At 68.0% G+C, this 25,545-nt stretch carries 22 protein-coding genes; 13 read left to right on the plus strand and 9 right to left on the minus strand.

Annotation, left to right across the window (positions count from 1 at the left end):
• Positions 1-14 precede the first annotated feature (14 nt).
• Positions 15-758, plus strand: a complete 744-nt coding sequence (locus tag ACGFH6_RS06115; RefSeq protein ID WP_393380901.1) for an SDR family oxidoreductase — start codon at positions 15-17, stop codon at positions 756-758.
• Here the strand turns inward: ACGFH6_RS06115 and ACGFH6_RS06120 are convergent.
• From ACGFH6_RS06120 to ACGFH6_RS06130, 3 genes are read right to left on the minus strand one after another with little or no spacing between them, the layout of a single operon-like run.
• Positions 747-1,046 carry a thiamine-binding protein gene (locus ACGFH6_RS06120; protein ID WP_329482473.1) on the minus strand — a complete coding sequence of 100 codons (300 nt, stop codon included), beginning with the start codon at positions 1,044-1,046 and terminating at the stop codon, positions 747-749. The two genes, ACGFH6_RS06115 and ACGFH6_RS06120, sit on opposite strands and share 12 nt — an antisense overlap.
• Positions 1,047-1,064: 18 nt before the next feature.
• Positions 1,065-2,645 (minus strand): MDR family MFS transporter, encoded by a 1,581-nt coding sequence (locus ACGFH6_RS06125; protein ID WP_393380903.1) that lies wholly within the window; start codon positions 2,643-2,645, stop codon positions 1,065-1,067.
• Positions 2,642-3,304, minus strand: coding sequence for a TetR family transcriptional regulator (locus ACGFH6_RS06130; protein WP_393380904.1), 663 nt, complete (start codon positions 3,302-3,304; stop codon positions 2,642-2,644). The genes ACGFH6_RS06125 and ACGFH6_RS06130 overlap by 4 nt, the downstream gene beginning before the upstream one ends.
• Positions 3,305-3,469: 165 nt before the next feature.
• Between ACGFH6_RS06130 and ACGFH6_RS06135 the strand changes: the two genes are divergently transcribed.
• A complete protein-coding gene (locus tag ACGFH6_RS06135; RefSeq protein WP_393380905.1) occupies positions 3,470-4,015 on the plus strand; it encodes a hypothetical protein in 546 nt (181 codons plus the stop codon).
• On the opposite strand, the gene ACGFH6_RS06140 is transcribed toward ACGFH6_RS06135, so the two are convergent.
• Positions 4,005-4,466 (minus strand): methyltransferase family protein, encoded by a 462-nt coding sequence (locus ACGFH6_RS06140; protein ID WP_393380906.1) that lies wholly within the window; start codon positions 4,464-4,466, stop codon positions 4,005-4,007. The genes ACGFH6_RS06135 and ACGFH6_RS06140 overlap by 11 nt on opposite strands.
• On the minus strand, positions 4,459-4,929 hold the full coding sequence (locus tag ACGFH6_RS06145; protein WP_393380908.1) for a MarR family winged helix-turn-helix transcriptional regulator: 471 nt from the start codon (positions 4,927-4,929) through the stop codon (positions 4,459-4,461). Before ACGFH6_RS06145 ends, ACGFH6_RS06140 begins: the two co-directional genes overlap by 8 nt.
• A 38-nt stretch (positions 4,930-4,967) precedes the next feature.
• Between ACGFH6_RS06145 and ACGFH6_RS06150 the strand changes: the two genes are divergently transcribed.
• The 4 genes from ACGFH6_RS06150 (at position 4,968) to ACGFH6_RS06165 (ending at position 10,005) form a co-directional block, all read left to right on the plus strand.
• Complete coding sequence (locus ACGFH6_RS06150; RefSeq protein WP_393380910.1) at positions 4,968-6,212, plus strand: nucleotide disphospho-sugar-binding domain-containing protein; 1,245 nt, start codon at positions 4,968-4,970, stop codon at positions 6,210-6,212.
• Positions 6,213-6,434: 222 nt separating this feature from the next.
• On the plus strand, positions 6,435-8,906 hold the full coding sequence (locus ACGFH6_RS06155; RefSeq protein WP_393380912.1) for a GH116 family glycosyl-hydrolase: 2,472 nt from the start codon (positions 6,435-6,437) through the stop codon (positions 8,904-8,906).
• 30 nt (positions 8,907-8,936) lie between these two features.
• Positions 8,937-9,488, plus strand: coding sequence for a TetR/AcrR family transcriptional regulator (locus ACGFH6_RS06160; RefSeq protein ID WP_393380913.1), 552 nt, complete (start codon positions 8,937-8,939; stop codon positions 9,486-9,488).
• 10 nt (positions 9,489-9,498) lie between these two features.
• On the plus strand, positions 9,499-10,005 hold the full coding sequence (locus tag ACGFH6_RS06165) for a DUF2867 domain-containing protein (RefSeq protein WP_393380915.1): 507 nt from the start codon (positions 9,499-9,501) through the stop codon (positions 10,003-10,005).
• Between the two features lie 7 nt (positions 10,006-10,012).
• On the opposite strand, the gene ACGFH6_RS06170 is transcribed toward ACGFH6_RS06165, so the two are convergent.
• A complete protein-coding gene (locus ACGFH6_RS06170) occupies positions 10,013-10,567 on the minus strand; it encodes a TetR/AcrR family transcriptional regulator (protein ID WP_393380917.1) in 555 nt (184 codons plus the stop codon).
• A gap of 91 nt (positions 10,568-10,658) precedes the next feature.
• On the opposite strand from ACGFH6_RS06170, the gene ACGFH6_RS06175 reads away from it, so the two are divergent.
• The gene (locus ACGFH6_RS06175) at positions 10,659-13,169 is read left to right on the plus strand and encodes a bifunctional FO biosynthesis protein CofGH (RefSeq protein ID WP_393380918.1); all 2,511 of its coding nucleotides are present in this window, start codon (positions 10,659-10,661) and stop codon (positions 13,167-13,169) included.
• Between the two features lie 1,246 nt (positions 13,170-14,415).
• On the opposite strand, the gene ACGFH6_RS06180 is transcribed toward ACGFH6_RS06175, so the two are convergent.
• Positions 14,416-15,042 carry a hypothetical protein gene (locus ACGFH6_RS06180; protein ID WP_131359921.1) on the minus strand — a complete coding sequence of 209 codons (627 nt, stop codon included), beginning with the start codon at positions 15,040-15,042 and terminating at the stop codon, positions 14,416-14,418.
• Positions 15,035-16,957 (minus strand): acyl-CoA dehydrogenase, encoded by a 1,923-nt coding sequence (locus ACGFH6_RS06185; protein WP_393380920.1) that lies wholly within the window; start codon positions 16,955-16,957, stop codon positions 15,035-15,037. Before ACGFH6_RS06185 ends, ACGFH6_RS06180 begins: the two co-directional genes overlap by 8 nt.
• Before the next feature lie 100 nt (positions 16,958-17,057).
• Between ACGFH6_RS06185 and ACGFH6_RS06190 the strand changes: the two genes are divergently transcribed.
• Genes ACGFH6_RS06190 through ACGFH6_RS06210 form a run of 5 tightly spaced genes read left to right on the plus strand, consistent with a single transcriptional unit; the run spans position 17,058 to position 21,229 of the window.
• Complete coding sequence (locus ACGFH6_RS06190; RefSeq protein ID WP_393380922.1) at positions 17,058-17,453, plus strand: molybdopterin-binding protein; 396 nt, start codon at positions 17,058-17,060, stop codon at positions 17,451-17,453.
• A complete protein-coding gene (modA, locus tag ACGFH6_RS06195) occupies positions 17,453-18,238 on the plus strand; it encodes a molybdate ABC transporter substrate-binding protein (protein ID WP_393380923.1) in 786 nt (261 codons plus the stop codon). The genes ACGFH6_RS06190 and modA overlap by 1 nt, the downstream gene beginning before the upstream one ends.
• Positions 18,235-19,041: a molybdate ABC transporter permease subunit gene (gene modB / locus ACGFH6_RS06200; protein ID WP_393380924.1), complete on the plus strand. Its 807-nt coding sequence runs from the start codon at positions 18,235-18,237 to the stop codon at positions 19,039-19,041. The genes modA and modB overlap by 4 nt, the downstream gene beginning before the upstream one ends.
• On the plus strand, positions 19,038-20,099 hold the full coding sequence (locus ACGFH6_RS06205; protein WP_393380927.1) for an ABC transporter ATP-binding protein: 1,062 nt from the start codon (positions 19,038-19,040) through the stop codon (positions 20,097-20,099). Before modB ends, ACGFH6_RS06205 begins: the two co-directional genes overlap by 4 nt.
• 59 nt (positions 20,100-20,158) lie before the next feature.
• On the plus strand, positions 20,159-21,229 hold the full coding sequence (locus tag ACGFH6_RS06210; protein WP_393380930.1) for a hypothetical protein: 1,071 nt from the start codon (positions 20,159-20,161) through the stop codon (positions 21,227-21,229).
• 13 nt (positions 21,230-21,242) lie between these two features.
• On the opposite strand, the gene ACGFH6_RS06215 is transcribed toward ACGFH6_RS06210, so the two are convergent.
• Positions 21,243-22,349 (minus strand): hypothetical protein, encoded by a 1,107-nt coding sequence (locus ACGFH6_RS06215; RefSeq protein WP_393380931.1) that lies wholly within the window; start codon positions 22,347-22,349, stop codon positions 21,243-21,245.
• A gap of 617 nt (positions 22,350-22,966) precedes the next feature.
• Between ACGFH6_RS06215 and lanKC the strand changes: the two genes are divergently transcribed.
• The gene (gene lanKC, locus ACGFH6_RS06220; RefSeq protein WP_393380934.1) at positions 22,967-25,543 is read left to right on the plus strand and encodes a class III lanthionine synthetase LanKC; all 2,577 of its coding nucleotides are present in this window, start codon (positions 22,967-22,969) and stop codon (positions 25,541-25,543) included.
• Positions 25,544-25,545: the final 2 nt, after the last annotated feature.

The raw sequence follows: 25,545 nt of genomic DNA on the forward strand, positions 1-25,545 counted from the left end.
CGCAGCCTGGAGACATGAGAACCACAGGCAACACCATCTTCATGACCGGCGGTACGTCGGGGATCGGCCTCGGCCTGGCCCGGAAGTTCCGCGACCTCGGCAACACCGTGATCATCAGTGGCCGCCGCCAGGACCTGCTGGACCGGATCGCCACGGAGGACGGTATCGAGGGCATCACCCTCGACGTCGCCGACCCCGACTCGATCGCCGCGGCCTTCGAGACCGTCACCGGCAAGCACCCGGACGTCAACGTCGTCGTCACGATGGCCGGCATCATGCGGATCGAGGATCTGCACGATCCCGCCCACCTCGCGACGAGCGAGGAGACGATCGGCATCAATCTCCTCGGCACGATCCGGACCATCACCGCGTTCACGCCGTACCTGCTGAAGCAGCCCGACGCCGCGATCGTCACGGTCTCGTCCGGGCTGGCGTTCGTCCCGCTGGTGGACACGCCGACGTACAGCGCGACCAAGGCGGCCGTGCACAGCTACACGCAGAGCCTGCGGATCCAGCTCGCGGACACCGGTCTGCAGGTGATCGAACTGGTCCCGCCGGCCGTCCAGACCCAGCTGATGCGCCGCGAACCGGACCCGGACTGGATGCCGCTGGACGAGTACCTGGACGAGTCGGTCAGCCTGTTCCAGACCCAGCCGGACGCCGACGAGATCCTGGTCGACCGGGTCCGCTTCCTCCGCGACGCCGAGCGCGAGAACCGGTACGACGACGTGATCCGGATCCTGAACTCAGTCGGCTAGCTCCTGCTCGATCCGCTCCACCTTCGCGGTGAGCTGGCCGGTGTACCCGGGCCGGATGTCTGCCTTCAGCACCAGGCTCACCCGCGGCGAAGCGGCGGCGACTGCATCGACGGCCTGCTTGACCACGGCCATCACCTCGTCCCACTCGCCTTCGATGTTGGTGAACATCGCGTTGGTTTCGTTCGGCAGGCCGGAGGCGCGGACCACGCGGACGGCCTCGGCCACCGCCTGGCTCACGCCTCCGGTCTCGTCACCGCCGGAAGGGCTGATGCTGAATGCAACGATCATGCGTCCCAGCTTGCCAGCTCAGACCTCGTCCTGGGCGGCTTCCTCTGTGGCGCGGCGTTCGGCACCCGAGGTGGTCAGCAACGGCTTCTCCTTGATGAACAGGACCGCGACCAGCGCCAGCACCGCGAACGGCACCGACATCGTGAACAGGTCGGCGGTCGCCGCGCCGTACGCGTTCTCGACCACGGTCCGAACCTGCTCCGGCAGCTCCGCGATGTTCGGCACCGCGTTGCTGCCGCCGGACGACGCGCCGCCCGGGTTCAGCGTCTCGGTGACCTTGTTGGCCAGGATCGCGCCCAGCACGCTGACCCCGATCGTGCCGCCCATGCTGCGGAAGAAGCTGACCGCCGACGTGGCCGCGCCCAGTTCCTTGGCCGGTACGTCGTTCTGCGCCGCGAGCACCAGGTTCTGCATCACCAGACCGATCCCGACACCGAGCACCACCATGAAGCCCCACAGCATGTACTTCGACGTGTGCGCGTCGATCGTGCCGAACAGCGCCAGCCCGATCGGCAGCAGCACGCTGCCGGTCACCAGGTAGATCTTCCACTTGCCGTACTTCGTGATCAGCCCACCCGCGATCGTGGACGCGACCATCATGCCCAGGATCAGCGGCAGGCTCATCAGCCCGGCCTTGGTCGGCGAGTACCCCTGCGCGATCTGGAAGTACTGCGCCAGGAACACCGACCCGCCGAACATCGCGACACCGACCAGCATGCTGGCGACGATCGACAGAGTCACCGTGCGGTTGCGGAACAGATCCATCGGGATGATCGGCTCCGGGTGCTTGCGCTCGACCATCACCGCCGTCACCAGCAGCGCCAGGGCCACCGCGACCAGCACGAAGCTCCAGGCCGACGCCCACTCGAACTTGTTGCCCGCGAACGACGACCAGACCAGCAGCGTGCTCACTCCGGCGGTGATCAGGAACGCGCCCCACCAGTCGATCCGCACGTCCCGGCGTACCGTCGGCAGCTTCAGCGTGCGCTGCAGCAGCACGATCGCGGCGAGCACGAACGGCACGCCGATCAGGAAGCAGGCCCGCCAGCCCAGCGGTGAGTCGACCAGGAAGCCGCCGAGCAACGGTCCGCCGACGGTCGCCGAGGCGAAGATCGCGCCGAAGATGCCGGAGTACCGGCCGAGCTCACGCGGCGGGATGATCGCCGCCATCACGATCTGCACCAAGGCGGTCAGGCCACCGGCGCCGAGCCCCTGCAGGACCCGGCTGCCCAGCAGTACTTCGATGTTCGGGGCGAAGCCGGCCACCAGCGAGCCGACCACGAAGAAGCACAGCGAGAGCTGCACCAGCAGCTTGTTGTTGTAGAGGTCGGCGAGCTTGCCCCACAACGGCACGGTGGCCGTCATGGTGAGCAACTCGAGGGTGACGACCCAGGTGTACGACGATTGGCTGGCGCCGAGGTCGTGGATGATCCGCGGCAGCGCGGTCGAGACCACGGTGCCGGCCAGGATCGCCACGAACATGCCCATCATCAGGCCCGAGATGGCCTGGATGGTCTGCCTCGGGCTCAACGTTGTAGTGATGTTCTCGGTGACCTCACCCGGCGCCGATTCGGGCGTGGGCGAAGAGGTCGTCGTCATGAGGGACCTTCCTGTTCTTCGGGCATGGTGTGGTTGGTCTTGGTCTCGTCAGGCACGGTCGGGGCGAAGCCGGGGTCGAGGCCCGCGGCGAGTACGTGGAACCCTTCGGCGACGAGGTCGCGGACGGACCGGTCCGGTGCGCTCTTGTGCAGCTCCATCGCGACCCGGCAAGCCGCACCGGCGGCGCTGACGATGAGCGCCGCACGGACCGATCCGGCCGGCTCACCCATCCGCTCGGCCAGCCCCGCGGTCAGCAGGCGCTCGTCCTCGAAGCTGGACATCATCAGCTGGTACACCAGGCTCGGCGACGACATGATCAGCTCGCCCCGCCGCGACAACTCACCCTCGCGCTCGAGATCCCGCAGTACGTCGTCGACGACGAACCACATCGTGGTCAGCGGGGACTCCGTGGCCGGCGCGGTCCGCATCCGGTCCAGCGCCCGCTCGAGATGCTCGGGGTTGCGCCCGAGGATCGCGTGCTCCTTGTGCGGGAAGTAGTTGAAGAAGGTGCGCACCGACACGTCCGCGGCCTCGGCGATCTCCTCGACCGTGACGTTGTCCGGGCCCTTGTCCAGGGCGAGCCGCAACGCGGCCTCGGCCAGCGCCGCCCGCGTCTCCCGCTTCTTCCGTTCCCGCAACCCACCCTCTGCGTGCCTCACCGGACCAGACTAGAAACAAACTTGCACTCACTGCAAACTATTAACCCTGAAATCTTGCAGTCCTGCAGAAAGTTGCCTGAACGGGCAGCCATGACCCCTTCGGACTGATAAAATGACTACGCAGCCTCCGGTAGCGGACCTTCCGCCGTTCGGAGGCTTTCGTGTATGCAGACACTCCTGTACCGCGCCGCCATCCGCGGCTTCCGCGGCACCGCCGTCCTCCCGATGAACGTGCTCCGCGACCTCCACCCGGACCTCTACGAGCGCGAGGCCCGCAAGTACGCCTACCGCCCCGCGGCGATGGACAACCCGGTGCCGCCACTCGGCTGCCGCTGGGCCGACGTCGTCTTCCTCTCGCCGGTCCACCCCGCGCCGATCTTCGACGCCCTGCGCGAGTCCGGCCGGGTCGGACCGGGCGGCCTTTCCTACTGGACCGTCGACGCCGAACTGCTCGATCCGGAGCGCACCTGCATCCTGATGAAGCGCCACGACCCGGAGTTCCGTCCGCAGCCCGCCGAGGACTACCTCCCCTACAGCCCCGCGACCGTCGCTACTCTCTCCACCCCGTCGGACAAGGCGCTCGACCGCCTCCGCAACCTGAACGCCACCGAGCCGCTGCTCCCCTGGGCCGACATCCCGCACATCCTCCACCGCGGTCCCATCCCGCTCACCATCTTCCGCGACAAGGACGGCAACAGCATCAGCGCCTGAACCGCGGCACCCACGCCGGCACGCTCCGGCGGTACGGGTCGTACTGCGCGCCGTACCGCTGGAGCAGCACGGGCTCCTCGTACCACCGCACGAACGCCGCCATCACGGCCCACGCGAGTACGCCGTACGCCAGCACCCGCAGATCGAGAAACAGCAACGCCTGCCCGAGGATCGCGGTCACCACGCCGACGTACATCGGGTTGCGGACGAAGCGGTAGTCACCGCCGACCACCAACTCCTCCGTTGGAGCGACCGGCGCCGGCGTCCCCCGCCCTTCTAGCACGAACCGCACAAACGCCCGCAGTACGACGAACGCCCCGGCTGCGACCACGACCAAGCCCGGCCAGAACCGCGGCGCAGCCCACCCACTCACCGCCCACGGAATCACTCCACCCACCACACACGGCGCGGCGAAGAAGAACGCCGTACTGCCGAGCGCGGCCTTAAGCACGGTCGAGTCTCGCGATCACGCGGTCGGACAGCTCGCAGAAGGTCTCGAGCTCGTCCGGGCTGAGGTCGGCGAACCAGTCGGCGACGGCGGCGAAGTCACCCGCATCGCGCTCACGCCAGTAGTCCGCGCTGTGATTCGTTGCCGATAGCAACTTGCGGCGACGGTCCGCGGGATCCGGCTCGACCTGCAGCAACTCCTTGCGCTGCAGGGCCGCGACGATCTGCGCGACGTTCTGATGCGTGCTCCCCAGGGCGGCCGCCGCCTCGGCCAGCGACGGCTTCCCCATCGCCTGGACCGCTGTGATCAGGGCCGCCTGCTGGGTCGTGAGCCCGTCCTCGCGAAGACGCACATCCATCTCGTGGCGCAGCTTCTGCGCAAGCATCAGCGTCGTCCGGAACGCCCGGACCGACGGCGCCAACTCCGACTCTGCTCCGAGCCCGAACATCTTGCTCCGTGACGACATAGGCAATATATTACCTATTGCCGTCGAAGGGGGCAACCGTGATCTGTCTACTGCCGCACTGCGCCTACCTGTCCGAGACCTCCCGGATGCTAGAACTGCATCGCGCCCTCACCGAGCTCGGCCTCGAGATCCGGGTCGCCACCCACGGTGGACCGCACGAGCGCCTGCTGGCCGAGGCCGGCATCGAGTACGACGTACTCGGCCCAGGCCTGTCACCCGCCCGAGCGGCCGCGTTCGTAGGTTCGGCCGTCGGGCTCGGCGATCCCCGGCAGAGCATGTACGACGATGACGAGATCCGGACGTACGTCGCGGCCGAGGCGGAGTACTTCCGAGCGCACGGGATCACCCTTGCCGTCACGGGATTCACCCTGACCACCTTGCTGTCGTCACGACTGGCCGGCGTACGGGTGATCACCGAGCATGCCGGCAGCTTCGTGCCGCCGGTGTTCGAGCATCGGCTGCTGCCGGCGCCGTCCCGGCCGGTGGATCCACGGCTGAAGCATGCACCGGATTGGCTGGCCCGATTCCTCATCAACCGGACGCCGAACCGCTTCCCGGGTTACTGCAGCGGCTTCAACCGGGTCGCCGAAGAGCTCGGCGTGGAAGGCATCCCCAGCCTGGCCGCGCTCCTTCTCGGTGACCTCTCGCTCGTCCCGGAGATCCCCGAAGTGCTTGGGATCTCCGCCGCGGAGGTAGCTGCCTGGAAACCCGGCAAGGGCTACCGGCCCGGCTCACAACTGCGGACCGTCGGCCCACTCTTCGCCCAGCTGAACCTCCCGATTCCACCCGAGGTCCAGAAGTTCCTCGACCACCCCGGCCCGACGATCTACCTCGCGATGACGTCAACCCCGCCTGACCAGGTTCGCCAGGCGGTAGCGGACCTCAGCCGGCTCGACGTCCGCATCCTCGTTGCCGGCACCATCCACACCCTCGCCGACCTGACCACAGACCAGATCCAGGTAGCCGGTGTCCTCCCCAGCCACCTCGTGATGCCGCAGGTCGATCTCGCCGTGACGACCGGCGGCCAGGGCAGCGTCCAGACCGCTATGGCCAGCGGTACGCCGCTCCTGGGCATCCCACTGCACATCGAACAAGACCTCAACATCGCGCTCCTCGAACGACTCGGCGCCGCACGCCGCGCCCGCTCCACCACCCTCGCCGACCTCGCCATCCAAATGCTCACCAACCCCACCCACCGCGAATCCGCCGAACAAATCCAGAAGCTCTACGCAACCGCCGACGGCCCAACCGAGTCAGCAACAGCCATCGCCCAGCAGCTCTGACCAGGCTCACGACGTCCAGCTCCCGTCCTGCGTCGGCGCGTTCGTGCAAACCGACAGGAGGTGCCGGCTGCGGCGTGAGCAGGTCACGCTCACCAGGACCGCCGGATCGGCGAATCGAGCGGACATGTCCTGTCGAACTGCACGCTGATGCCGACCAAGTGGTCCAGCCGACCCGCCGGAGATCGATTTCCTGGTGGGTTGGGGAGATTAGGGTCGGTGGGCATGACGACCAAGGACTGGCCCCTGCTTCGCACCTACTCCGGACGTCGGCTTCGCCGGATCGCGCTGCCGCTCGGCGGCATCGGCACCGGGACGGTCAGTCTCGGCGGCCGCGGCAACCTCCGCGACTGGGAGATCGTGAACCGCCCGGCGAAGGGCTTCCACCCGGGTACGGCGTTCTTCGCGATCCGCACCGAGTCACCCGATGGCACCGTGACGACCCGCGCCGCCGAAGGCCCGCTGGACCTCAGCGAGTACGAAGGTGCCCACGGCAGCGCCGCCCAGAGCCACGGCCTCCCCCGCTTCCGCGAAGCCACCTTCAGTACGGCGTACCCGTTCGGGCGGCTCCAACTCCGCGATGACGACGTACCGGTCGAGGTGGACCTGGAGGCGTTCAACCCGTTCGTCCCGACCGACGTCGAGGCCAGCTCGTGGCCTGTTGCGGTACTGCGCTTCGTGGTGACGAACCGGGGCGATCAGCCGTTGACGGTCTCGCTGGCGGCGTCGCTGCAGAACTTCATCGGCCGCGACGGCAGCACCGATGTTGCCTCAGACAACTACAACAGGACGGCGGCCGGCGAGAGCGGGCCGTCCGGCATTCGCGTGGACGGCGTGCTCCTGCGCAGCCGCGGTGTCGATCCGGCTGCGGAGCAGTACGGCTCCATCGCCCTCGGCGTGATCGACAGTCAGGACCTGAGCCTCCGGACCGGCTGGGCGGACCGGACGTGGGGCGACAGCCTGCTCGACTTCTGGGACGACTTCAGTGCGGACGGCCGGCTCGACGAACGCACCAGCGAGTCCGCGACACCGATCGCGTCGGTGGCCGACCGCCGTACGATCGAGGCCGGCGCGACCGAGCGCTTCACCTTCCTGCTCGGCTGGCACTTCCCGAACCGGCGCGCGTGGGAGAAGCCGGACATCGTCGGCAACCACTACACAACGCTGGTCGACGATGCCTGGACAGCGATCTGCCGGTTCGCTCCGCAGCTCAGCGGGTTGGAGCGTCGTACGGTCGCGTTCGTCGAGGACTTCCTCGGCAGCGACCTGCCGGACCAGGTCAAGGAAGCGGCGCTGTTCAACCTGAGCACGCTGCGGACGCAGACCGTGTTCCGGACGCCGGACGGGCGCTTCTTCGGCTGGGAAGGGTGCTCCGACCACGAGGGCAGTTGTTTCGGCAGTTGCACGCATGTGTGGAACTACGAGCAGGCGACGCCGTTCCTGTTCGGTGAGATCGCTCGCTCGCTGCGCGAGGTCGAGTTCGGCCATGCGACCAATGATCAAGGACTGATGAGCTTCCGGGTCGGGTTGCCGTTGGCAACGAGTGCGCAGGACTGGCAGGTCGCCGCGGCCGACGGGCAGCTCGGGTCCCTGGTGAAGCTGTATCGCGACTGGCGACTCAGCGGTGACGACGAGATGCTGCGCTCCTTGTGGCCGGCTGCTCGACGCGCGCTCGAGTTCTGCTGGATTCCCGGCGGCTGGGATGCCGATCGCGACGGCGTGATGGAGGGCTGCCAGCACAACACGATGGACGTCGAGTACTACGGACCCAACCCGCAGATGCAGTCGTGGTACCTGGCGGCCTTGCGTGCCTGTGAGGAGATGGCACGGTCCCTCGGCATCGCGGATCTCGCCGACGAGTGTCGGCGGATGTTCGAGTACGGCAGCGCCTGGATGGACGAGCACCTCTTCAACGGCGAGTACTACCGGCACGAGATCCGCCCGCCGGCCTCCGCGGACGAGGTCGCACCGGGACTGCGCGAGCGGATGGGCGCGGCCGACCCCACGAACCCTGTGCTGCAACTCGGCGACGGATGTCTCGTCGACCAACTGGTGGGCCAGCATCTCGCCCGGCTGACACGACTCGGCTCGCTGCACGACACGGACCACGTGGTGACGACGTTGCGCAGCATCCTGAAGCACAACGGCCGGTCCGGGTTCTTCGGGCACTTCAATCACATGCGCAGCTACGTGCTGGGCGACGAGTCCGCCGTACTGATGTGCAGCTACCCGCGTGGCAACCGGCCCGAGCGCCCGTTCCCGTACTTCTCCGAGGTGATGACCGGATTCGAGCACATCCTCGCCGTCGGCCTGATCTCGGAGGGTCTGGTCGACGAAGGGCTGAAGGTGATCGCCGACATCCGGGCCCGGTACGACGGCGAGCGGCGCAACCCCTTCGACGAGGCGGAGTGTGGTCACCACTACGCGCGGGCGATGGCGAGCTGGGGTGCGGTGATCGCGCTGACCGGGTTCGACTACGACGGGCGGACCGGGGTGATGCGGTTCGCGCCACAGGTCGCGGGATCCCGGCACTTCTGGTCCACCGGTGACGCCTTCGGCACCGTGGATCTGGCCGAGGGCACCCTCCACGTCCGCGAAGGCAGTCTGCGGCTCACCTCGATCGAGCTCCCGGACCGTACGCCGACCGACGTACCAGGCGGCCTGGCAACCGCGGGGGAGGTGGTGAAGTTGGGCTGACCATACCAAACGGTATGGTATGGTCGTTGCATGGTGACGCGGACGGAATGGCTGGAGGCCGGGTTCGAACTGCTGGCCGACGAGGGTGCGCCGGCCGTGACGATCGAGCGACTCACCGGCAAGCTCGGCGTCACCAAGGGCTCGTACTACCACCATTTCAAAGGTGCAGCCGGGTACCGGACGGCGTTGCTGGAGTACTTCGAAGCGCGGTTCACCACCCGGCTGATCGACACAGTCGAGCGTGAGCCGGACGCGGAACCATCGGCGAAGTTGCAGCATCTCCTGCGGCTCGTGCTGTCCGATCCGGACCACGCGAGGCTGGAGATCGCCGTCCGGGCCTGGGCGCTACAGGACCCCGAAGTACGCGGCGCGCAGGAGCGCGTGGATCGCGCACGCACGGAGTACCTGAAGGAGCTCTGCCGCGGACTGAAGACGGACGTGGACGCGGACCGGTTCGCCGAACTGCTCTACCTGATCCTCATCGGCGCCGAGCAGGTGCTGCCGCCGATCGCCAAGAACGACCTGCGCGGCATCTACGCGCTGACCTTGCGGCTCGCCACCGGCGAGACCTTGCTCGACTAGAGGAGCTGCCATGCCCACCCGCACGGACCTGCCGGAGCTGGACGATCTGCTGCCTATCGTCGACGAGATCGACGTGAAGACGATCCGCGGCGCGGTGTCACTCCGCGAGTTCATCGCGGGGTCACTGGGCCACAGTCCCCTGTGGATCAAGGGACTGTTCGCTGTCCGGATGGCGGTTGCCTGGCTGCTGCGACTGGAGACCACCGGGGTGCCGGAATCACGCGGGCTGCGACCGGAGACGGTGAGCTTCGTTCCCGGCGAAAAGGTCGCCTTCTTCACCGTGATGCGCGGCGAGGAGGACCACTACCTGCTGCTGGAGATCTCCGACAACCACCTGATCGGCTACCTGGCCTTCATCACCGACAACGCCAAGCCCGAGAGCGAGTTCAAAGCGGTCACGTTGGTGAAGTACCTCCGACCGGCGGGCCGGTTCTACTACAACCTGATCCGGCCGTTCCACCACATCGTCGTCCTCAGCATGGCCCAAGCCGGTGTGACGTCCTCCGCGCGTCAGTAGCCCCGCGCTACCTCAGCACCTCCAGCAGGGCGGCGAAGTCTGCTCGGTCGACATCCCGGGCACCGATCAGCGCCTGCATCAGCAGTCCGTCCAGCGCGGCCACCAACAGCCGGGCCTTCTGCGGATCAGCGGTGAAGGCGCGGGCGATCTCGGTCAGCGGTTCGAGCCAGGCCCCTGCCGCGGACCTCAGCTCCGGTCGTCGAGCGGCGTACAGATAGAGCTCGTACAGGGCGAGTGTCCGGCCCCGGCGCCGGATGAGGCTGTCCTCGATCAACCGGGCCAGTTCGTCGGCCGGCCGCGCGCCCAGTTCGCTCCCCCGCCCGTGCAACTCGACGGCGAGATCGTCCGCGGCCCAACTCAGTGCGGCGATCAGCAGATCGTCCAGGGTCGCGAAGTGATAGGTGATCGACGCGACCGACACATCGGCCGCCGAAGCCACCGCACGATGGCTCACACCTGCGACTCCGTCGCGCTCGACGACGCCGATGGTGGCCCGGAGCAACTCGCTCCGGCGCTGCTCACCACGCATCCGGCGGCCGTCGACACCCCGCCTGACCTGCACGAACCTCAAACTATCAGGACGTCTGTACGGATTGTTTTTGGTCCCCGGAATCGTGCGATTCAGCCGTTTTCGGCGCCTAGGCTCGGATGACGTGACAACCACTGAACTCAGTACGGCGATGCGCCGCGCTCTCAAGCGCGCGGACGACGGCAAGACCCTCGACCCGGCCGAAGCCGAAGTGCTGCTGTCTGCCTCGGGTGAGGCGCTGACCGCCTTGATGGCGACGGCGGCGCGGGTCCGCGACCAGGGGCTGGCGGATGCCGACCGCTCCGGGATCATCACGTACTCGAAGAAAGTCTTCATCCCGCTTACCCGGCTGTGCCGCGACCGGTGTCACTACTGCACGTTCGCGACCACGCCTGGCCGGGTGCACTCGCCGTACCTCTCGCCGGATGAGGTGCTGGAGATCGCGCGGCAGGGTGCGGCACTCGGGTGCAAGGAGGCGCTGTTCACCCTCGGCGATGCACCGGAGGAGCGCTGGGACGCCGCCCGGACCTGGCTGGAGGAGGCCGGGTACGACAGCACGCTCGACTACGTGCGGGCGATGGCGATCCGGGTGCTGGAGGAGACCGGACTGCTGCCGCACCTCAACCCCGGGGTGATGAAGTGGCAGGACCTGCAGCGGCTGAAGCCGGTCGCGCCGAGTATGGGCATGATGCTCGAGACCACGTCGCGGCGGCTGTTCGAGGAGAAGGGGCAGCCGCATTTCGGCTCGCCGGACAAGGACCCGGCGATCCGGCTGCGGGTGCTGGAGGACGCCGGCCGGTCCAACGTGCCGTTCACCACCGGTCTGCTGATCGGCATCGGCGAGACGCTCGAGGAGCGGGCCGACTCGATCTTCGCGCTGCGTAAGATCGCGCGCCAGTACAACGGGATCCAGGAAGTCATCATCCAGGGCTTCCGGGTGAAGCCCGACACCGCGATGCGCAACGACGACGACGTACCGCTGGACGAATGGCTGGCCGCGATCGCGGTGACGCGGGTCGTGCTCGGGCCGCGAGTGCGCGTGCAGGCCCCGCCGAACCTGGTCGACCTGGCCGAGTGCCGGGCGCTACTCGACGCAGGCGTCGACGACTTCGGCGGTGTCTCGCCGCTGACGCCGGACCACGTGAACCCGGAGCGGCCGTGGCCGCAGATCGACGACCTGGCGAAGGTCACCGCAGACGCCGGCTTCACCTTGCGGGAGCGGCTGACCACGCACCCGGAGTACTTGCGGGAGCCTTGGCTCGATCCGCGCTTGATCTCGCATGTCGAGGCGCTGGTCGATCCGGCGACCGGGCTGGCCAACGAGTCCGCGATGCCGGTCGGCCTGCCCTGGCAGGAACCCGACGGTGGCTGGGACAGCGTCGGCCGGACCGATCTGCACACCGCGATCGACACCGAGGGACGTCGTACCGAGACTCGTTCGGACTTCGACGCGGCGTACGGCGACTGGGACGTGCTGCGCGAGCAGGTCGCGGGGCGATCCGCACCAGAACGCATCGAAGGTGACGTCAAGGAAGCACTGACCGCCGCCGAACGCGACCCGGCCGGGCTGTCCGACGCCCAGGCGCTCACGTTGATCACTGCCACCGGTCCTGCCCTCGACGCGCTGGCTTCACTGGCCGATGAGTTGCGCAAGGCAACGGTCGGCGACGACGTGACGTACGTCGTGAACCGGAACATCAACTTCACCAACGTCTGCTACACCGGCTGCCGGTTCTGCGCGTTCGCCCAGCGGCGCACCGACGCGGACGCCTACTCGCTGTCGATGGACGAGGTCGGCCAGCGCGCGAAGGAAGCCTGGGTGATCGGCGCGACCGAGGTCTGCATGCAGGGCGGCATCCACCCCGACCTGCCGGGTACGGCGTACGCCGATCTGGTCCGCGCGGTGAAGGACCGGGTGCCGGACATGCACGTGCACGCGTACTCGCCGATGGAGATCGTGAACGGCTCGGTCCGCACCGGGCTGTCGATCGAGGACTTCCTGATCTCGGTCAAGGAGGCCGGGCTGGACAGCATCCCCGGTACCGCGGCGGAGATCCTGGACGACGACGTCCGCTGGATCCTCACCAAGGGAAAGTTGCCCACGGCATCGTGGATCGAGGTCATCACCACGGCCCACAAGGTCGGTCTGCCGTCGAGTTCGACGATGATGTACGGCCACGTCGACGCGCCGCACCACTGGATCCAGCACCTGCGCACGATCGCCGCGGTCCAGGATCAGACCGGCGGCTTCACGGAGTTCGTGCTGCTGCCGTTCATCCACCAGAACTCGCCGATCTACCTGGCCGGCGTCGCCCGGCCGGGTCCGACGTACGACGAGAACCGCGCGGTGCACGCGATGGCGCGCATCATGCTGCACGGGCGGATCGACAACATCCAGTGCTCGTGGGTCAAGCTCGGGGTGGACGGGTGCGTCGCGGTGCTGAACGGTGGCGTCAACGACATCGGCGGCACGCTGATGGAGGAGACCATCAGCCGGATGGCCGGCTCCAAGCACGGGTCGCGGAAGTCCATCGCCGAACTGACCGCGATGGCCACGGCCGCCGGCCGCCCGGCGCGGCAGCGTACGACGACATACGGCCAGGTGCCGGAGCGGCCCTCGCTCGAACTGGCCTGAGGATCACCGGGGCGGGGTCGAGGTCCACGGCTGTGGACCTCGACCGCCGGGTGCTCGCGGTCCTTCCCACCTGAATGGACGGACCTGGACTCGATGTCCCCCGACGATGGGTCCCTCACGTCGTGAGTGCGGCGCCGGTCGGACCGTGGGTGTTCTGGGTGCGATCGGGTGCACGGGAATTCTGACTATGCAGTGGCGTTCCCTGGTTGGTGTCTGGTCCCCAGCAGCACCAGACACCAACCAGGGAACGGAAACGCCGGCCATGCCCGATGTCGGTCGCCACCTCACTGGCGACCGGCACCGCCTGCGGCACGGCCGGCGTCCTGCTGTTGCCCCGAGAGGGCAGTCGGCCCGAAGGAGGGCGGGCCGGCGTCTCATTCCGTGACCGGCAGGGGAGGTACAGTCCGGTCGCGGACGGGAGTACGTCGGTACCACCTGGAGCCTGTTGTCAGCGACCCGTCCGTCGCCGACAACTGAACGTTGTCACGTCACCACAACCGCAGACCATCCCCGGGTTCAAACATTTGCATTGCCTTTGAACTGGGCAACCGTCAGTAAACAAACCCTCACTTTCCGTACCGCCGTTGCCTTCCGCAACAACAATCACCCGCGCCGGATCTCCACATACCGAGATCGCCGTACCGGTCCACACCAAATCAACAGCCCCACCAACCACCTGGCCCGCGATCGGCCGACAGAGCACGCACCTACTCGGCGAGTGCACCGACTCATCCGTCACACCCCGAACCCACTGGCGGCTTGTTGCTCCACTGGCGCGCAAACAACCCACCATCCAGCACACAACCCGCCACCCACCGGCAACCTGTACGGCGTCAGCGGCCAGGGCAGCGTGCCACCGCCGGTGCCCACCACATGCGGACGGCCCCAGAGGGATTGCGAGCTCCCGGTGGCAGGCGTGGCGGGGCCCGGACCCACTGGCGGGTTGTTTGTCCACTGGCGCGCAAACAACCCGCTGGCCAGCACACAACCCGCCACCCACCGGCAACCTGTACGGCGTCAGTGGCCAGGGCAGCGTGCCACCGCCGGTGCCCACCACATGCCGACGGCCCCAGAGGGATTGCGAGCTCCCGGTGGCAGGCATGGCGGGGCCCGGACCCACTGGCGGGTTGTTTCTCCACCGGCGCGCAAACAACCCGCCAGCCAGCACACAACCCGTCACCCGGCCCCTTGGCGCGGCACCCCGGTACGAGGTGCCGTGCGGACGCGGGGTGTGGATGGGGCGGGGTTAGTACGGGTAGGTGTCGTCGCGGCGGGTTGGGTCTAGGTCCCAGAGGGAGAAGTCGACGATCTTGTGGGACTCCTCGCCGCCGGCCGGCATCAGGCCGAAGGAGTCGTAGTCCTTCGACCCCATCCCGTCGAGGTAGCACAGCAGCTCGAACGCCGACTGGGCGTCCTCGATGTCGTCGATCACCTCGTCGTTCTGCGCCTCGTCCGCGCGGCTCCGGACGTACTCCACGAACGCGTCCGGATCCGTCACCACGTAGTCGTACCGCGCCTGGTAGCTGAGCCGGACCCCGTCCGCCGGCAGCAGCGGCTCCTCGAGTCCCTCGAGGTCGTCCAGGCCCGCGCCCTCGACCATCTCCCGGTAGTCCGCCGGGTCGTCGAAGTCGTCCGGCCCGAGCGGCAGGTCGTCGAGCTCGTCGGGGTCGTAGGAGTCGATCCCGAGGAAGATGTCGCCCCAGCCCCGCTCGTGCACGGCGTCCGCGAGCGCCCGGGCCTGGACCCGGACGTTCTCGATCGCGCCGGTGGCCCGCAGGTCGTGGAGATCCAGAGCGTCGGCCTGCTCCAGCAGCACCCGGGCGAGTTCGCGGGCGGCCTCGGCGGCCGACGCGGGTTCGATCGGCTCACTCATGCTGCGACGGTACAACCATCGGCACATCCACCGCCGAGCCCGGTACTCCGAACGCGTCGACGAGCTCGACCGCGACCGGCCGAACCGCGGCGCAGAGCTCGTTCACCAGCGCCGTGATCGCCTTCGACCGCCCCGGTGACAACCGCCCGTGCTCGAGGTACCAGGCACGCTCCGACTCGATCGTCGCGAGCGCATGCAGGTCGTAGACGTCCTTCAGCACCTCGCGGAGCTCCTCCGGGGCATCCTCGACCGCCGCATGGAACGCCTCCAGCACGACGCGGTCCACGTGCGCCCGCCCAGCCGCGATGACGTGGTCCTGGCACCGGTTGAACACCTCGAACGGCTCGTCCCCGGCATCGATCCCCGCCTTCAGCCGCCGCGCGACCCCGGACAGCATGTGCTCCTCCCGGAACCGCAGCAGCCCCGAGTGGTACGCGTCGTCCCGCAACCCCGCATCCGGATCGTTCGCGTCACTCCGATTCGGTACGACGTCCCGCAGCCGCTCGATGAGTGGTCGCAGGGCTGCCTTCTCGACCGCGATCTCGACCGCCTGAGCCGCGATGAACCGGGCCGTGCCGAGCGGGTCCAGCTTCCCGAACGACTCCCGGTAGTCCGTCAGCAGACCCTTCGCCACCAGTTGGAGCAGGACAGTGTTGTCCCCCTCGAAGGTGGTGAACACATCGGTGTCCGCCTTCAACGTGGCCAGCCGGTTCTCCGCCAGGTAGCCGGCACCGCCACACGCCTCACGGCACAGCTGGATCGTCTCGGTCGTATGCCATGTCCCGAGCGCCTTCGTCCCGGCCGCCTGCGCCTCCAGCGCTCTCCGGTCGTGCTCGTTGCTGCCGTCACCGAACACCCGCACGAACTCGTCGACCAGCTCGGCTTGTGCGAAGTGCAGTGCGTAGGTCCGCGCGAGCAACGGCAGCAGCCGGCGCTGGTGCATCCGGTAGTCCAGCAGCAACGCCTCCTCAGCACTCCCCGGAGCACCGAACTGCCGCCGCTGAGCGCCGTACCGGATCGCGATGGTCAGGGCGACCTTGCTGGCGTTGATCGCCGCGCCACCGACCGAGACGCGTCCCTGCACCAGCGTGCCGAGCATGGTGAAGAACCGGCGGTCCGGGTTCTCGATCTCGCTCTGGTAGTTGCCATCAGCATCGACCTGGGCGTAGCGGTCCAGCAGCGCCTCCCGCGGCACCCGGACCTGATCGAACACGATCCGCCCGTTGTCGACCCCGTTCAGCCCCAGCTTCGGGCCGCAGTCGGACAGCGTCACCCCGGGCATCGCTGTACCGCTCTCACCCCGGATCGGCACGAGCAGGCAGTGGACGCCCTGGCTCTCGCCGCCGACGACGAGTTGCGCGAACACCGCGGCCATCCGCCCGTGCCGCGCCGCGTTCCCGATGTAGTCCTTCCGCGCGGCCGCGGTCGGCGTGTGCACGACGAACTCCGCGGTCGAGGCGTCGTACGTCGCCGTCGTACCAAGGGCCTGCACGTTCGAACCGTGGCCCGTCTCGGTCATCGCGAAGCAGCCGAGCAGCCGGCCGCTCAGCGCGTCCGCCAGATAGCGCTCGTGGTGGCGCTCGGTGCCCAGGTGCAGAATCGCGCCGGCGAACAGGCCGAACTGCACGCCCGCCTTCACCATCAACGAGAGGTCCCCGAAGGCGAGCGTCTCGAACCCGGCGATGAATCCGCCGAGATCGCCCTCACCGCCGTACTCCTTCGGGAAACCGCGTGCCGGATGGCCCTCGGCCGAGACATCCAGCAACACGTCGAGCACCTTGTCGCGGTACTCGTCCCGCGGCAGCCGCAGCGACATGTCGAGCAGCTCGGCGTTCGCGCTCAGCCCAGCGCGCACGACGTCCCGCGCCGCCTTGTGCGGCCCGTCCAGATAGTCCCGCAGCCCCGTTGTCGTCATGCTCTTAACCTATGCGGATTCGCCCGCACTTTCCGTCACCATCGTGTGACTGTGGACAACTCTCGTCGCAATGCGCATCTGCGGCAGTATGCTGTCGTCCGTGCCGAACTTGCGGATCAGTGAGGCGGCCGCGCTCCTCGGAGTCAGCGACGACACGGTACGGCGCTGGATCGATCAGGGCAGGCTGCAGTCAGTCCAGGAAGGCGGCCGGATGGCCGTCGACGGTGGCGCGCTCGCCGCCTTCGCCCAGAGCTTGGCGGAGTCGCCCGAGCCGGGGGCCACCGCCGCGGCCTCGGCACGCAACCGCATGCGGGGGATCGTCACCCGGGTGGTCAAAGACGGCGTGATGGCCCAGGTCGAGATGCAGGCCGGGCCGTTCCGCGTCGTGTCGCTGATGAGTCGCGAGGCCGCCGACGAGCTCGGACTCGAGCCAGGTGTGGTTGCCGTCGCCTCGATCAAGTCGACCCATGTGGTCGTAGAGATCCCGGAGGCCTGATGTTCCGTCGCACAGTGCTCGCCGCGTTGGCCGCCACCGTCGCGCTCACCCTGGCCGGCTGCGGCGACGACACCCCTGCGGCGTCGTCGTCCTCGGACAGCCCGAGCGCCGCGCCGTCCCTGTCCGGGACTGTCAACGTGTTCGCCGCCGCGTCGCTCACCGAGTCGTTCACCCAGATCGGCAAGGACTTCGAGGCGGCTCATCCGGGGGTGAAGGTCACCTTCAACTTCGCCGGCAGTTCGGCGCTGGCGCAGCAGATCAACCAGGGTGCGCCCGCCGACGTGTTCGCCTCCGCCGCACCGAAGAACATGGACCAGGTGACCGACAAGAACAGCCCGACCACGTTCGTGACGAACACGCTGGAGATCGCTGTGCCGCCCGGCAACCCGGGGAAGATCACCGGTCTGAAGGACTTCGGGGACAAGAGCAAGAAGATCGCGCTGTGCGCGCCCCAGGTGCCGTGTGGCGCAGCTTCGGAAACGGTGTTCAAGGCGGCCGGGATCACTCCGCAGCCGGACAGCCTGGAGCAGGACGTCAAGGCCGCGCTGACCAAGGTCAGCCTCGGCGAGGTGGACGCCGCGCTGGTCTACAAGACCGACGTACAGGCGGCCAAGGGCAAGGTGGAGGGCATCGAGTTCCCCGAAGCCAGTGAGGCGGTCAACAAGTACCCGATCGCCACGCTGACCAAGGCCCCGAACGCTGACGGCGCCAAGGCGTTCGTCGACTACGTCCTGTCCGACAAGGGCAAGGCCGTCCTCACCGCAGCGGGCTTCGCTACACCGTGAGTCGTCGTAGCAGGAGCACGATCGGGCGGCTGCCCCTGGTGCTCCTGCTGCCTGCGCTACTCGGTCTGGCGTTCCTGCTCATCCCGCTGGTCGGTCTGCTGGCCAAGGCGCCGTGGTCGACGCTGCCGAGCCGTCTGTTCAGTGCTGATGTCTGGGACGCACTGAGGTTGTCTTTGCTCTGCGCAACAGCGGCCACTGCGGTGTGCATGGTCCTGGGGATCCCATTGGCGTGGTTGCTGGCCAGAGCACCGATACCCGGCCGCGGCGTCATCAGAGCGTTGGTGACTGTTCCACTGGTCCTGCCGCCGGTGGTGGGAGGTGTTGCGCTGCTCCTAGTGCTCGGACGGCGTGGACTGGTCGGTCAGCACCTGGACGCCTGGTTCGGCATCAGTCTGCCGTTCACCACGGCCGGAGTGATCGTGGCGGAAGCCTTTGTGGCCATGCCGTTCCTGGTCATCTCCGTGGAGGGTGCGCTGCGCGCTGCGGACCCCCGCTACGAGGAGGCCGCCGCGACGCTCGGCGCTGGTCGGTGGCTGACGTTCCGCCGCGTCACACTGCCTTCCATCGCACCAGGTGTCGTGGCGGGCGCCGTACTGTGCTGGGCTCGTGCACTGGGTGAGTTCGGCGCCACCATCACCTTCGCCGGCAACTTTCCCGGTCGTACGACGACGATGCCGCTGGCCGTCTATCTGGCATTGGAGACCGACCCGGAGGTGGCCGTCGTACTGAGTCTGGTGCTGCTGATCGTTTCTGTCGTCGTACTGGCGTCTCTGCGTGAGCGCTGGATCAGTGGGCTGCGATGACGCTGCATGCCGAGATTCGCGTGACCCGCGGCGAGTTCGACCTCTCACTCGACCTCGCCGTCGAACCAGGCGAGGTCGTCGCCCTCCTCGGACCCAACGGCGCCGGCAAGACCACCGCGCTCCGTGCGATCTCTGGGCTGCTGCCTCTGGGCGACGGCCGGATCGCGCTGGACGAGGAGGTGTGGGACGAGCCACCTCGGACCTTCCGTACGCCGGACCGTCGGCCGATCGGCGTGGTCTTCCAGGACTACCTGCTGTTCGACCACCTGAGCTGCCTGGAGAACGTTGCCTTCGGCCTCAGAGCCCGTGGTGTCGACAAACACGCGGCCCGTGCTGAAGCCACCCGGTGGCTCGACACCGTAGGCCTCTCGGCGTACGCCCGAAGCCGACCACGCTCGCTGTCCGGCGGCCAGGCCCAGCGGGTCGCTCTGGTCCGCGCGCTGGCAACCAGCCCCTCGCTGCTGCTGCTTGACGAGCCGCTGGCCGCGTTGGACGCCAGTACGACGCTCCACGTGCGCGCGGAGCTCGGTCAGCACCTGGACCGCTTCCCCGGGCACACGCTGCTCGTCACCCACGACCCCCTCGACGCCATGGTCCTCGCAGACCGCCTGGTGATCGTCGAACACGGCCGCGTGGTCCAGGAAGGCCGTCCCACCGAGATAGCCCACCGCCCTCGCACCGACTACGTAGCCCAACTGGTAGGTCTCAACCTCTACCGAGGTACCGCATCCGGCACCACCGTCGCGCTGTCCGAAGGCGGCACCATCACCCTCGCCGAGCCCGCGAGCGGCCCAGTCCACGTAGCATTCCCGCCCACCGCGGTAGGCCTCTACCTGCAGGCCCCGTCCGGCAGCCCCCGCAATACCTGGCGCGCCACAGTCACAGGCATAGAACAACACGCCCACACAGTCCGAGTCCGCCTTACCGCAAGCCCCACCGGCCCCAACACCCTCCTCGCCGACATCACCCCAGCCGCGGTAGCCGACCTCCACCTCTCCCCCGGCCAACCCCTCCACGCCGCCCTCAAAGCCACTGAGGTCACCACGTATCCGGTGTGACAGCAGTGCGAGATCAGTGCGTCTGAGGCGATATGCAGACAATCGTCTCTTCTCTGTTGATGGCAACGCTGGTCGGCGGCGTCGCGCAACCCGCACCGCTTGAGTGGGCGCCGACTCCGTTGGGGCCGGACAATGCTGTGCTGTACACGGCGGAGCAGGCCGGGGGGACGCTGTGGAGCGTGGGGATCAATCTCGAGCCGGGGAAGGAGGGGACGCTCAAGTTTCATCCGTTGGCGGAACGCTGGGACGGCGTGAGTTGGCAGCAGACCGTGCAGCCGATGGCCGACGGCCGGCTCGACGACGTACTGGCGAGGGCGGCGAACGACGCCTGGGCAGTCGGAGCGACGGAGCAGACCATCACGGAACCGATGCGGCCCGTCCTGCAGCACTGGACCGGCGATGCGTGGAGCCTGGTCGACGCTCCGGCCGGGGCGCCTGGTGAGAACGCTCAGTTCACCACGGTTGCCGCGCAGGGTGACGACCTGCTGATCGGACGGTACGGCGATCAGGCCAGCGTCCTGCGGTATGCCCACGGGCGTTGGCAGGAACTCCCGCGCGAAGGGCTCGAGCACATCGTCTACCTCGACGACCTCAAGGCCGTGTCCGGCAAGGAGATCTGGGCTGCCGGCATCGGAGGCGTCGCCCGGTACGACGGCACCCGGTGGACCAAGGTGGACCTGCCCGTGGACATGCCGGCCGACAGGCAGTTCGAGGTCGCCCAGCTGGTCGTCAAGTCGGCCGACGACATCTGGGCTGTCGGCGAGAAGCCCGACCTGACACTGTGGCGCCGGCCGCTGGCCCTGCACTACGACGGCAAGGCCTGGACCGAGATCTCCGCGCCCTCGGTCACCGGACAGTTCCACGACCTCGACTTCGTCGACGGCAAGGCGGTTGCCATCGGCGGCAACCCCGATACCGGGGCACCCTTGATCGCCGAACTCGGCGGCGACGGGTTCGTCCCGACCACCACCCCGCCGGGAGCCGGCTACCTCCACGGAAGCGTCCAGACCGGCCGATGCATCTGGACAGTGGGCGTCTCGACCGAGACGGTCAACAACTTCGAGAAGCCGTACGCCGCGGTCGGAAAGCACCGGCCGGACGCCGGCCACGGCGCGCTACCGACCTGTTAGATCCCAGCTCCGATCAGTCCAGGTTGTGGTGCACGGCCAGTCGGAGGAGGGCGGCACCGGCGGCCTGTAGGGGCTCGTGGTGGGTGAAGGTGTCGACGGTTTCGGAGGTGAGGGGCTGGGGAGCGATCAGGTGACCCTCGGTGTTGGTGGTGAGGGCATCGGGGAACAGCTGGTCGAAGACGGTGGAGTTCAGCGAGAGGACAGTCAGGAGATCGGTGGCGAAGGTCAGGGGGTCCACTCCCAGGCCAACACACCAGGCGCGGGCGTCGCCGGCCTCCAAGGCACCTGTCAGGTGACGGGCGAAAGGCCAGTCGCCATAGGTGATCGGGGCTGTGCGGCTGCCGTAGTCCTCCGAAGCGCCGGCGAGTTCTTCGGCGAGTTCTCGGGTGAGGTTGTGCCAGAGGGAGAAGTCGTTGCGTTCGTTCCAGGGGGCGGCCGCGCTCGGCTGGAAGATGCCGGAGGGGACTACCTGGTAGAGGCCGCCGGCGTGGCCGACTTTGACGGGGTCTCGCCAGTGGAGATAGAAGGTGGATTCGCTGGAGTCGACGTCGCGGCGGATGGTGAGAGTGCTGATCGCGATGTTGGTCGGGCGGTTCGCTGGGTTCCAGGGGGCGCCGATGGATGCGCGCAGCGGAGTGGGGGCGTTCGGATTGAGGCGTTGGGCGGTGAACTCGTGGGCGGAGGCTTCGCCGGTGTTGATGCTGTCGAAGTAGGAGCCTCGGCCTAGGCGGAGGAAGGGTTTGGAGCCGGTCAGGTCCGCGGTCAGGAGCCGGTAGGTGGGGCGGTCCTCGAAGATGGCTGGTGGGGCCAGGTCGGCGATGGTTTCGGCGTACGAGCCGTAGTGGGTGCCGTCGGGGCGGAGGGGTAGTTGTTGGCGGGCTGCGGGTTCGCGGCCGGTGACGCCGGTGAAGGTCGCGTCGGGATCGAACTCGAGGGCGATGGACATCATTGGGATGGGGGTCGTCGGCAGCCAGGACTCGGGAGCGAGCAGCGGAGTGCCGGCGACGTGACGGGCTCCGGGGAACTCGTCGGCTGCGTCCAGGCCGAGGCGATAGCGGTGCTCGACGAGGTGGCGGCGTACGGCGAACCAGTCCTGGCGACTCGCCTCGAATGTCGGCATGACCTGATTGCAGCAAGGTGCAAGGTCCCTCGACAACAGCGGGGGTCCCCGCCAGGTTGGGGGACTCGACCTACGGGGAGGCCGGAACGTGCTCGAAATCATTGTTGCTTCAGGCATCGTGCTGATGGCTGCTGTGAGATGTTTCGCGGCGGACGACTGGGACCGATGACCGGGGCGTCTGCCGGGAACGACTTGGAGGCCGCCCTCAGGCGGCTGGAGGACCTGGGCGGCTGAACTGCCCGGCGGCGTCAAGCTGGGATGGAACCGCGGTGCCGATGTCACAGCGGAGCCGGCGCCGTGGATCCTCAACGACGCACGGCCTCGGGTGACCCGGGCCGGGGCGGATCAGGATCTCATCGACGTGCTCGACCTGGTCCAGGACATCATGCACGAGTGAGCGCGGCCTGAGTTACGGGCTGTGACGTCACCGGGATGAATTGACATGGTGTAACGGCCGATTTCACGCTCAGAACGCGCAATGCGGTAACGAAGAGTGTTTAGTTACTCACTCGTAGTGTGTGGATTCTTCACATGAGAGTGATGACATCGTGCACTACGCCAGCCCCTGTCCGGGTGTCCAAGATGTGCGGGGCACCACGAGAGGGGGTCGGACAGTCATGCACGAGAGTTACGAGTTCTACTGCCTTGCGGACCGGACGTTCTACGAGACGCCGGCCAATCGTGGTGCCCAGCACCCGGACTTCGCCCTGGCCGGCAGGCCGGTTCCGGACGGGTGGCGGCGTGTGCCCGGGGAGACCTGGATGCACTACGCGCCCGACGAGCTGAAGCTTCCCGCGCAGGGCTGGAAGATCCACGTGTCGGCCCGGCTCGCGGATGTCGAACGGACGCTCGAGGCCGTCTGGGAGTACTGCGTCCCGCGCGGCATCGCGTTCAAGTTCCTCCGCAACGAGCCCGTCCTCGTGATGGTCAACTCGAAGGCCGCTCCGCGCGGATCGAGTGGCAAGCTCGTGACGATCTACCCGGCCGACGAAGCACAGCTCGAGCTCGTCCTCAAGGAGCTCGACGGGATCCTCCAGGGCGTCGAAGGCCCTTATATCCTGAGTGATCTGCGCTACGGCGAGGGTCCGCTCTTCGTCCGGTACGGCGCCTTCGTCAGCAGGTTCTGTCTGTCGCCGACCGGCGAGCGCGTGCTGGCGCTCGAGGACGACCAGGGCCGGCTCGTCCCGGACCATCGCGGCCCGACGTTCGCGGTGCCCTCGTGGGTGACGTTGCCGGACTTCCTGCAGCCGCATCTCGACGCGCGCAACGCCGTCACCACCAACGACCTCGCGTACACGATCGACGGCGTCATCCAGTTCTCCAACGGCGGCGGCGTGTACCTCGGTCACCACAACGAGACCGGTGACCGCGTCGTTCTCAAGGAAGGCCGTCCGTACGCCGGTCTGGACATGGCCGGCCGTGACGCGGTCGCCCGGATCGCCCACGAGAAGGACATCCTCGAGCAGCTCGACGGCCTGGACGTCGTACCGAAGCTGCACGACCACCTCCAGCTCGGTGAGCATCACTTCCTTGTGCAGGAGCACATCGACTCGGTGTCGCTGCAACGAGAGCTGGTACGGCGCTATCCGCTGACGCACCCGGATGCGACCGAGGCGGACAAGGCGGAGTACGCCGAGTGGGCCGCACAGATGGTCGGCAAGGTCGCGGAGGCGGTCGGTCAGCTGCATGAGCGCGGAGTCGTGTTCTGCGACCTGCATCCGGACAACGTCCTGCTCGACGTCAACGGCCGGCTCACGCTGATCGACTTCGAGGTCGCGACTCGCGCCGAGGACAAGGCCCGATCGACGCTCGCCCATCCTGGCTACGCAGCTCCCGGCGATCGCCAGGGGGTCGACGTCGACCGCTACGCGCTGGCCTGTATCGCGCTCGGCGTCTACGCGCCGCAGGCAACGATCCTGCTGAATCTCCATCCCGGCAAGGCATTCCAGCTCGCCGACATGATCACCGAGACGTTCCCGGTGCCCAGGGCAACCGTCGAGGAAGCCGTCCGCACCATTGTCGGACCGAAGGCCACGCACGACCCCGAGATGGTCGACCTGGCCCTCCCCGGCGAAGCCGACTGGCCCGAGGTCCGCGATGCACTGACCCGATCCATCGTCGCGAGCGCGACCCCCGAACGCACCGACCGGTTGTTCCCCGGCGACATCGCGCAGTTCCGCGACGGCGGCGGCATCGACCTCGCCACCGGCGCCGCGGGTGTCCTGTACGCACTCACCACGACCGGCGCCGGCCGCTTCCCGGAGTACGACGACTGGCTGCGCAAGCGGGCCGTGGACACCGAGACCGGTCCCGGCTTGTACGACGGTCTGCACGGTGTCGCACACGTCCTCGACGAGCTCGGGTACCGCCAGGACGCACTGGATCTGGTCGAGCGCACGCTCGCCGACGACTGGAGCTCCCGCGAGCTCGGGTTGCACTCCGGTCTGGCCGGCATCGGGCTCAATCTCCTGCACTTCGACAGCGAGCCGGCCCTTCGGGCGAAGGCGGTCCGGGTGCTCGACCTCGTCGCTGACCGGCTCGGCGACGTCACCGACGTACCCGAGGTCAGCGGCGGTCAGCACGCGCGGGCCGGGTTGATGCACGGATCGTCCGGCCCGGCGCTCTTGTTCCTGGAAGCGTTCGAGCAGCTGGGTGACACCGGGCTGCTCGACCTGGCCGAGATCGCGATCAGGCAGGACCTCCGGCGTACCACCCTGACCCCGGACGGGATGCGGCAGGTGGACCAGGGTTGGCGGACCCTGCCGTACCTCGAAGAAGGTTCGGCCGGCGTCGCCCTCGTCCTCGAGCGGTATCTGCGCCACCGTCCCTCGGAGGAGCTCGCGGCGACGCTCGCCGAGCTCCAGCGGGTGACGCACTGCTCCTACTACGTCCAGCCCGGTCTGTTCATGGGTCGCGCCGGTCTGCTCCTCACAGCCGCCTCACTCGGCGAGGAGCAGGCGACGGTCGACGACCTGGTGTACGGGCTCGGCTGGCACGCGATGCCGTACCAAGGCGGTCTCGCGTACCCCGGCAACCAGTTGCTCCGTCTGTCGATGGACCTGGCGACCGGATCGGCCGGCGTACTGCTGGCCCTGGGAACGGCGCTGCACGACGCGCCGGCGTCCCTCCCGTTCCTCGGACCTCCCCAGTGGTCCGAGTCACCATCTCAACGATCTGCACCGAAGGAGGTGTAAAA

Origin of the sequence: Kribbella sp. NPDC049227, assembly GCF_043197265.1 — a bacterium.
In the GTDB taxonomy this organism is placed as follows: Bacteria; Actinomycetota; Actinomycetes; order Propionibacteriales; family Kribbellaceae; genus Kribbella.